The organism is Methanohalobium sp. (assembly GCF_046546175.1).
GTDB lineage: Archaea > Halobacteriota > Methanosarcinia > Methanosarcinales > Methanosarcinaceae > Methanohalobium.
This window is the reverse complement of sequence record NZ_JBKGYF010000096.1, coordinates 1-6241: the sequence shown is the minus strand read 5'-3', so window position 1 is coordinate 6241 and position 6241 is coordinate 1. Positions and strand designations below refer to the sequence as shown.

Annotated in this window: 11 protein-coding genes; 5 read left to right on the top strand and 6 right to left on the bottom strand. The window is 38.5% G+C overall.

All coding sequences use genetic code 11. From position 1 onward, the window contains the following. Together ACLFMM_RS08785 and ACLFMM_RS08780 are read left to right on the top strand one after the other, a co-directional pair. A partial coding sequence (locus tag ACLFMM_RS08785; RefSeq protein WP_410808361.1) for an Hsp20/alpha crystallin family protein occupies positions 1–272 on the top strand: 272 nt, incomplete at its 5' end. A gap of 35 nt (positions 273–307) precedes the next feature. Then, positions 308–511, top strand: a complete 204-nt coding sequence (locus ACLFMM_RS08780; protein WP_410808360.1) for a ferredoxin family protein — start codon at positions 308–310, stop codon at positions 509–511. 35 nt (positions 512–546) lie between these two features. On the opposite strand, the gene ACLFMM_RS08775 is transcribed toward ACLFMM_RS08780, so the two are convergent. Genes ACLFMM_RS08775 through ACLFMM_RS08750 form a run of 6 tightly spaced genes read right to left on the bottom strand, consistent with a single transcriptional unit; the run spans position 547 to position 4277 of the window. After that, positions 547–1221, bottom strand: coding sequence for an MBL fold metallo-hydrolase (locus tag ACLFMM_RS08775; RefSeq protein ID WP_410808359.1), 675 nt, complete (start codon positions 1219–1221; stop codon positions 547–549). Next, positions 1214–1786 (bottom strand): DUF1847 domain-containing protein, encoded by a 573-nt coding sequence (locus tag ACLFMM_RS08770; protein WP_410808358.1) that lies wholly within the window; start codon positions 1784–1786, stop codon positions 1214–1216. Before ACLFMM_RS08770 ends, ACLFMM_RS08775 begins: the two co-directional genes overlap by 8 nt. Positions 1787–1804: 18 nt before the next feature. Continuing rightward, positions 1805–2674 carry a 4Fe-4S binding protein gene (locus tag ACLFMM_RS08765; RefSeq protein WP_410808357.1) on the bottom strand — a complete coding sequence of 290 codons (870 nt, stop codon included), beginning with the start codon at positions 2672–2674 and terminating at the stop codon, positions 1805–1807. 4 nt (positions 2675–2678) lie between these two features. Continuing rightward, the gene (locus ACLFMM_RS08760) at positions 2679–3524 is read right to left on the bottom strand and encodes an ATP-binding protein (RefSeq protein ID WP_410808356.1); all 846 of its coding nucleotides are present in this window, start codon (positions 3522–3524) and stop codon (positions 2679–2681) included. 12 nt (positions 3525–3536) lie between these two features. Further along, positions 3537–3896: a NifB/NifX family molybdenum-iron cluster-binding protein gene (locus ACLFMM_RS08755; protein ID WP_410808355.1), complete on the bottom strand. Its 360-nt coding sequence runs from the start codon at positions 3894–3896 to the stop codon at positions 3537–3539. A 12-nt stretch (positions 3897–3908) separates the two neighbouring features. Beyond that, positions 3909–4277 carry a NifB/NifX family molybdenum-iron cluster-binding protein gene (locus ACLFMM_RS08750; RefSeq protein ID WP_410808354.1) on the bottom strand — a complete coding sequence of 123 codons (369 nt, stop codon included), beginning with the start codon at positions 4275–4277 and terminating at the stop codon, positions 3909–3911. A 106-nt stretch (positions 4278–4383) separates the two neighbouring features. Here ACLFMM_RS08750 and ACLFMM_RS08745 point away from each other — a divergent pair, with 106 nt between their 5' ends. From ACLFMM_RS08745 to ACLFMM_RS08735, 3 genes are all read left to right on the top strand, one after another. After that, positions 4384–4707, top strand: a complete 324-nt coding sequence (locus tag ACLFMM_RS08745; RefSeq protein WP_410808353.1) for a DUF134 domain-containing protein — start codon at positions 4384–4386, stop codon at positions 4705–4707. 21 nt (positions 4708–4728) lie between these two features. Then, complete coding sequence (locus ACLFMM_RS08740; RefSeq protein ID WP_410808352.1) at positions 4729–5616, top strand: P-loop NTPase; 888 nt, start codon at positions 4729–4731, stop codon at positions 5614–5616. Between the two features lie 45 nt (positions 5617–5661). Continuing rightward, positions 5662–6241, top strand: a 580-nt coding sequence (locus tag ACLFMM_RS08735; RefSeq protein ID WP_410808351.1) for a DUF169 domain-containing protein, incomplete at its 3' end; no start/stop codon positions are given.

Genomic DNA, 6241 nt, shown 5'->3' with positions numbered 1-6241 from the left:
GGACATTTGCATGCGCAGATGAAAAAGGAGAGACTTTAAACATTGAAATCGACCTACCGGGTGTTAAAAAGGATAACATCCAATTTAGGATAACTGAAGATAGTTTTGCAGTAAGAGCAACTGGTACCGACACCAAGTATATCGGTAGTTTTGCTGTATGCTGTCCAGTAATTCCTGATAAAGCTGTTGCAAAATTTTCCAATGATAAACTAATTGTTACAGTTCCTTTCAAAGAAATACATGAAAAAGCGGTAGATGTTAAAATTCAATAAAACCATAGAATATTACAAACAATAGAGGTTAAAAAATGTATCCAGTAATTGATTATGATAAATGTGAAGGTGTTCTTGCCTGCTATGAAGTATGCCCTGTTGACCTGTTTGATGTTGGGAATAACGAAGAAAAGGATATAGAGGTTGCAATCGTTGCACGACCTGAAGACTGTATCGAATGTGAACAATGCATAGAGGCATGTCCGCAGGAAGCTATAAGACTGGTTGAAGATGAGTAATTAACACCTGTATTGTGAGGGTCCAGGTTGTGTTATCAAATCTGGATACATACACCTGATCCTATTTCCTTAAACGACTCTGGGTACAATTTTCTAATTTTATTTTTATCTGAAGTGCAGTGCCCTGCAGCTATTAATGCTAAATTTTTGAGTAAATCGTATTCTCTGCTTCCGTGAAGTCCGCCAATAATTCCTACAACTTCACCGAATTGTGATGATGCTTTCAAGATGTCTTTTATACCGGGATGCGCACAGCCTGTTATCACATATATACCTGCACATGAATCTACTACAAGAGATTGCTCTTTGATTTTTCCACCGATTTCGCCGGTTGTGTATATCCCAGGATATATCTCACCAGGTCGTGATATTTCCACCAATTTAGCACGTGCTGAGATTTCGTTTTTAAGATATTTGGAAAACGAATCCAGAACATAGACCACAAGGTTTGGGTTGGATTTGAGTATATTTGTCAGCCCACCGATATGGTCCCAATGCTGGTGGGATAATACAACCTTCTCGATGGCTTTTGGTGAAACTCCCAGCATTTCCAGATTATGAAGAAGCACATGACCATCCCAGCCTGTATCAAACAAAATTTTGGTATATCCTGTTTCTATCAGGCAAGAAAACCCCCAACCATCGAGGAACCCATCTATTGAATTGTTATCATATACAACTGTCAATTTCATCTGGATAACCTCACTCATCTATACGGAATCTGTTTTTAAGATAATAACCTGAATAAATTGCACCCAGTGGATTATGTGCAAGCACCCTGTCCTTTACCGCCAGAACAGTAACAGGTGCATTTGAATTGTTATTAAAAATTATATCATGACCGATACACAAACCAATCTGGATATTTAAATCTGTATTGTTGTCATTTAACACCATCGCCTGTGATTTTGGATTACAAGTAGCTTCAAACTCCCCATCATGAAATTTATCTAGATTATATTCATCCTTACTGGTTCCACATACTTTACAGCAGACAGAATGCACATCAAAATCATGAGATAGTATTTTATGAACCAACTTCGCTTCTTTTCCCAGACCTATACAAAAAGCTATACCCAATTTTTTATAACCCATCTGTCTGGAATACAAAATAAGTTCTTCAAGTCTTGTTTTTTCCATATAATATCTGGATTCGATATGAGAAGATGTTTTCATTGATTTGAGTTCTTCACCTTCATAGCTAATATTATCAGTAATAACTGTGCAATTCTTACCCTGACTACACCGCTTATCTTTACACAAAGCACACTGCATATCAACTATACCTCTGTTTTAAGTTGTCCTTAAAAGTCTCCATCTTACCCTTTCCCAGATATCATTGATTGTTTTTGAGATTTCATTGTCCGAATACTCGATAACTGTTTTTTCCTGTATCATAGCTTTAACTGGTGTATTATCATATGGTATTTTACCTGCAATCTCTACCCCGTTTTCTCTGCAGTAATCTTCTATAATCCGGGTATTGTCCCCGTTTATGTCATATTTGTTTATACAAACCAAAGCCGGTGTATCAAAATATTTTGCTACTTCCAGTATTCTTTTCAGGTCATGGATACCTGAAGTACTGGGTTCTGTAACAACAAGTACCATATCAACACCTGTAATAGAAGCAATCACTGGACAACCTGTTCCTGGCGGACCATCTATAAGGACCAGATCACAATCATATTCTTCAGCAAGTTCTCTGGATTTGTTTCTGACAGCAGTAACAAGTTTCCCGCTTGCTTCTTCCCCGATTCCAAGATGTGCATGAGCCATTGGACCGTATCTTGTCATTGATTTGTAGAATTTGCCCGAGTTTCTATCAGTAAGATGTATTGCATTTTCAGGACAGACATATTCACATACCCCACAACCCTCACAATCATATATATTCACTTTTAAATCCTCAGTAATGGCGCCAAATCTGCAGTAAGACCTGCATAATCCACACTCATTACAGAGATTATCATTAATAGATGCAATCTTTGAACCAATGAAATCGAATGTCTCCATTATTTCCGGTTTTAATATAAGGTACATATCTGCTGCATCTACATCACAATCTGTTATAACAGAATTCTCTGCAAGTGATGCAAAAGCTGATGTGAATGTAGTTTTTCCTGTACCCCCTTTTCCACTTATTACTGTAAGTTGATTCATTGTATTACCTTAACTTATTAATTGATTGTATACTCTTAAACATCTGTTCAAACTCTTCCTTCCATTCAGGCATTTTTTTTACAAATGGAATTCCTTTTGAATACAAATGTGCTATATTCCTGTCATAGGGTATATTCATCAAAACCGGTATATTTTCAGAATTGCAGAAGTCCTCTACTCTGCTATCACCCATATCACAGCGATTGATGATTACACCTAATGGAATTTCAAGTTCTCTCACCAGACCAATAGCAATCAGGAGATCATGGAAACCAAACGGTGTTGGTTCAGTTACAAGGATACAATAATCAACGTCTTCAAGAGCAGCAATTACAGGGCAAGCTGATCCAGGAGGAGCATCAATTATTGTGGTTTTATTTTTATCAATATGGTTTTTAAGGTCTTTTATCACAGGAGATGCCATCGGTTCACCGATATTTAGTAAACCCTGATACAATTCTAAATCTCCATTTTCAGCTTTTGATTTTTCAATCGTCCCAATACTTCGTTTTTCTTCATTGATTGCATCTCCCGGGCAGACTATACTACACCCACCACATCCGTGACAGAGGGTGGGGAATACCATTACATCACCCGGAACTACTGCAACTGCATTAAACTGACAAAAATCCGCACATTTTCCACAGAAATCACATTTATTTTTGTCAATTACCGGTAAAAGGATATTAACATCCTCTATCCTTTCAGGACTGTATCCAAGAAACAGGTTACAATTGGGCCCTTCTACATCACAGTCAAACAACTGGACATCATCCAGGGAAAGTGCCAGATTAACTGCAATAGTTGTTTTACCGGTTCCCCCTTTGCCGCTTGCTATTGCAATGTTCATGCTATCCTCTGATTAATGCCGGTGTGAGTTACAGGCATTTTCTTTTGTTGCTTCTTCCAATGTTCCGGAATTCCATGATTCCAAAGCATCCTTTACAGTGCCTTTTGCTCCTACATATACATCAATACAATAATTTTCAAACATGTTTATAGCTCTTGGACCAAGTCCCGAACACAGCATCACTTCAACACCTGCTTTGGATAAAAATTCCGGAGGTTTTCCTGTACCTCCCATGTGTTCTCCGATGTTTGGAATGACTTCTACTGAATTGGATTCAGTATCTATAAGAGTATAGTTTGAAGCCCGCCCAAAATGTTCACCAATTGTAGCTTCAAGACCGCTGTTTCCGTTAGAAGGTATACATACTTTCATAAAATCACCTATTCATCTGTTTATACCATTATGAGCTTTTACTGTTGGATTATCAGTTTCATCCAATAATCCTGATTTAAAATCATCAATTGCCTGTTTAACTGTTCCAGAAGCTCCAGTAACTACTTTTATATTGGCTTTGGAAAGTACAGAAAATGCTTTGGGACCCACATTTCCAGTTATCAGTACATCGACATTTCTGTCTGCAATAGCCTGTGCAGCCTGTATACCTGCACCACCTGATGCTGAAACCCCGGGATTTTCGAATGAGTCAAATTCCATTGTTTCAGAATCTACAATAACAAAATACTGAGACCTGCCAAATTTTGGGTCCATTGAATCATTCAGATTGTTACCTGTAGCAGTTACACCTATTATCATATTTATACCCTTGTTTGATTTACTACTGTATTTTAACACATAAGAGTTTAATTATATAAAAGTTACTGGTAAGTTTTATATAATTACTCGCTTAAGAGATATTAAGGTGATAAATATACCAGGCAGACCCAGATATCCCAGACGGATAGAATATAAACCAAGAGTTACCTATTTTAAACCCAGGGGAGTTCCACTTTCAGAACTTGAAGTTGTATCTCTGGCAGTTGAGGAAGCAGAAGCATTGCGTCTGGTCGATTTAGAAGAAATGCAACAGGAGGAAGCAGCTCAGAAAATGGGTATATCAAGACGTGCTTTCTGGGAAGACCTACAGAGTGCAAGAAAAAAGGTAGCATTTGCACTCACCAACGGAAAAGCAATCGAAATCAAAGGTGGAACCCATACGAATACCAATGATGAAAACCAGTATTAATAAAATGTGAGGAGATATTGTATGCCTAAAGAGTTTATTTCAACCGAAGACATAGCTAAAACAAACCCTAAAGAATCAAAAAGTAAAAAACAACAATCACAATCTAAATCACCAATTCAACCCGTGAGTTTAGAAGGAGTTAAACATAAAATAATGGTGATGAGCGGTAAAGGTGGTGTTGGAAAGAGTACCATCGCTGCATATCTTGCCTCAAGTCTGGCAAAACGCGGATACAAAGTCGGATTGCTGGATTCCGATATCCATGGTCCTAGTATTCCTAAAATGTTCGGTTTAAAAAATAAAAAACCAGAAGTCGATGAAAAGGGTATTGTTCCTGTTCCTGTGTCTGATAATTTAAAAGTTATGTCTATAGCTTTTTTGCTAGAAGGTGAAGATTTTCCTGTTATCTGGCGCGGTCCTGCCAAGATGGGAGCTATAAAGCAATTTTTAGAAGAAGTTTCATGGGGTATACTGGATTTTCTTATAATTGATCTGCCGCCAGGTACAGGAGATGAACCGCTCAGTATCGCGCAGTTGATACCGGAATTCGATGGTGCCATTGTGGTTACAACCCCACAGGATGTGGCACTTGCCAGTGTCAGAAAATCCATAAATTTCCTGGACCATGTTAATGTGCCTATCCTGGGATTGGTTGAAAATATGAGCGGAGTCATCTGCCCAAGCTGTGGTGATGAAATAGAAGTGTTCGGTGGAGGTGGTGTCAACAAAGCTGCATCTGATTTTGGAATATCGGTTCTTGCAGAACTGCCCATAGAGCCAAATGTATCCCAGAAGGCTGACACCGGTTCCACCTATTCCTATGAAGGAAGTAAATCAGAATGGGACAAAAGATTCAGCAAAGTTGTTGATACCATTGAAAAACTGGAAAATGAGTATGATGAGGAATAATAAAAATTAAATCAGTACAAAAGTACCAATACTGGAGATATAGTTATGGATTATGCAGAAGCAAGTAAAAAACTAGTAGATTTATTAAATCTGGATGGGAAGCCTGTAGGGGTCTCACTTTTAAACCTGAAAGAAGGTATCCCACAGGATATAGAAGAGGTTTCAGATTCCGTCAGATACTGTCAGATGCTACAAAAAGCCCGGTTTGATGAGATTATAAATTTTGCAACTGTTGACAAACATGCATGCAAAGGAGGTGCAGCAGCACTGGGACTACAGGATTATCCAGACAAACTCAAAAGTGGTAAATTGTATGTTGATAAACTGGGAAAAGAAACCTCATACAGTGTCGCCAAACGGGTAGTCGACAATATGCCAAGACCTGAACCGGGTTCTACTGCGGCAACAGTTGTAGCCCCACTGGATACAATTCCCACAAGACCAGACGTCATTATAGTAATAGGAAATACACTTGTAGCCAGAAGAATTGCCCAGGCTATCATCTATAAACATGGTGGACGAATGACTGCAACCTTTGCAGGTATCCAGTCAACCTGTGCAGATGCTACCGGGTCGCCATATACCACCGGAAAAATTAATATTTCAATCGGATGCGATGGTGCAG

What these genes read in the sequence shown, in the direction of transcription:
- ACLFMM_RS08750 (WP_410808354.1), bottom strand. Translation starts at nt 4,277, where the DNA reads ATGATAATAGGTGTAACTGCTACAGGTAACAATCTGAATGATTCAATG.
- ACLFMM_RS08770 (WP_410808358.1), bottom strand. Translation starts at nt 1,786, where the DNA reads ATGCAGTGTGCTTTGTGTAAAGATAAGCGGTGTAGTCAGGGTAAGAAT.
- ACLFMM_RS08775 (WP_410808359.1), bottom strand. Translation starts at nt 1,221, where the DNA reads ATGAGTGAGGTTATCCAGATGAAATTGACAGTTGTATATGATAACAAT.
- ACLFMM_RS08740 (WP_410808352.1), top strand. Translation starts at nt 4,729, where the DNA reads ATGCCTAAAGAGTTTATTTCAACCGAAGACATAGCTAAAACAAACCCT.
- ACLFMM_RS08755 (WP_410808355.1), bottom strand. Translation starts at nt 3,896, where the DNA reads ATGAAAGTATGTATACCTTCTAACGGAAACAGCGGTCTTGAAGCTACA.
- ACLFMM_RS08780 (WP_410808360.1), top strand. Translation starts at nt 308, where the DNA reads ATGTATCCAGTAATTGATTATGATAAATGTGAAGGTGTTCTTGCCTGC.
- ACLFMM_RS08765 (WP_410808357.1), bottom strand. Translation starts at nt 2,674, where the DNA reads ATGAATCAACTTACAGTAATAAGTGGAAAAGGGGGTACAGGAAAAACT.
- ACLFMM_RS08760 (WP_410808356.1), bottom strand. Translation starts at nt 3,524, where the DNA reads ATGAACATTGCAATAGCAAGCGGCAAAGGGGGAACCGGTAAAACAACT.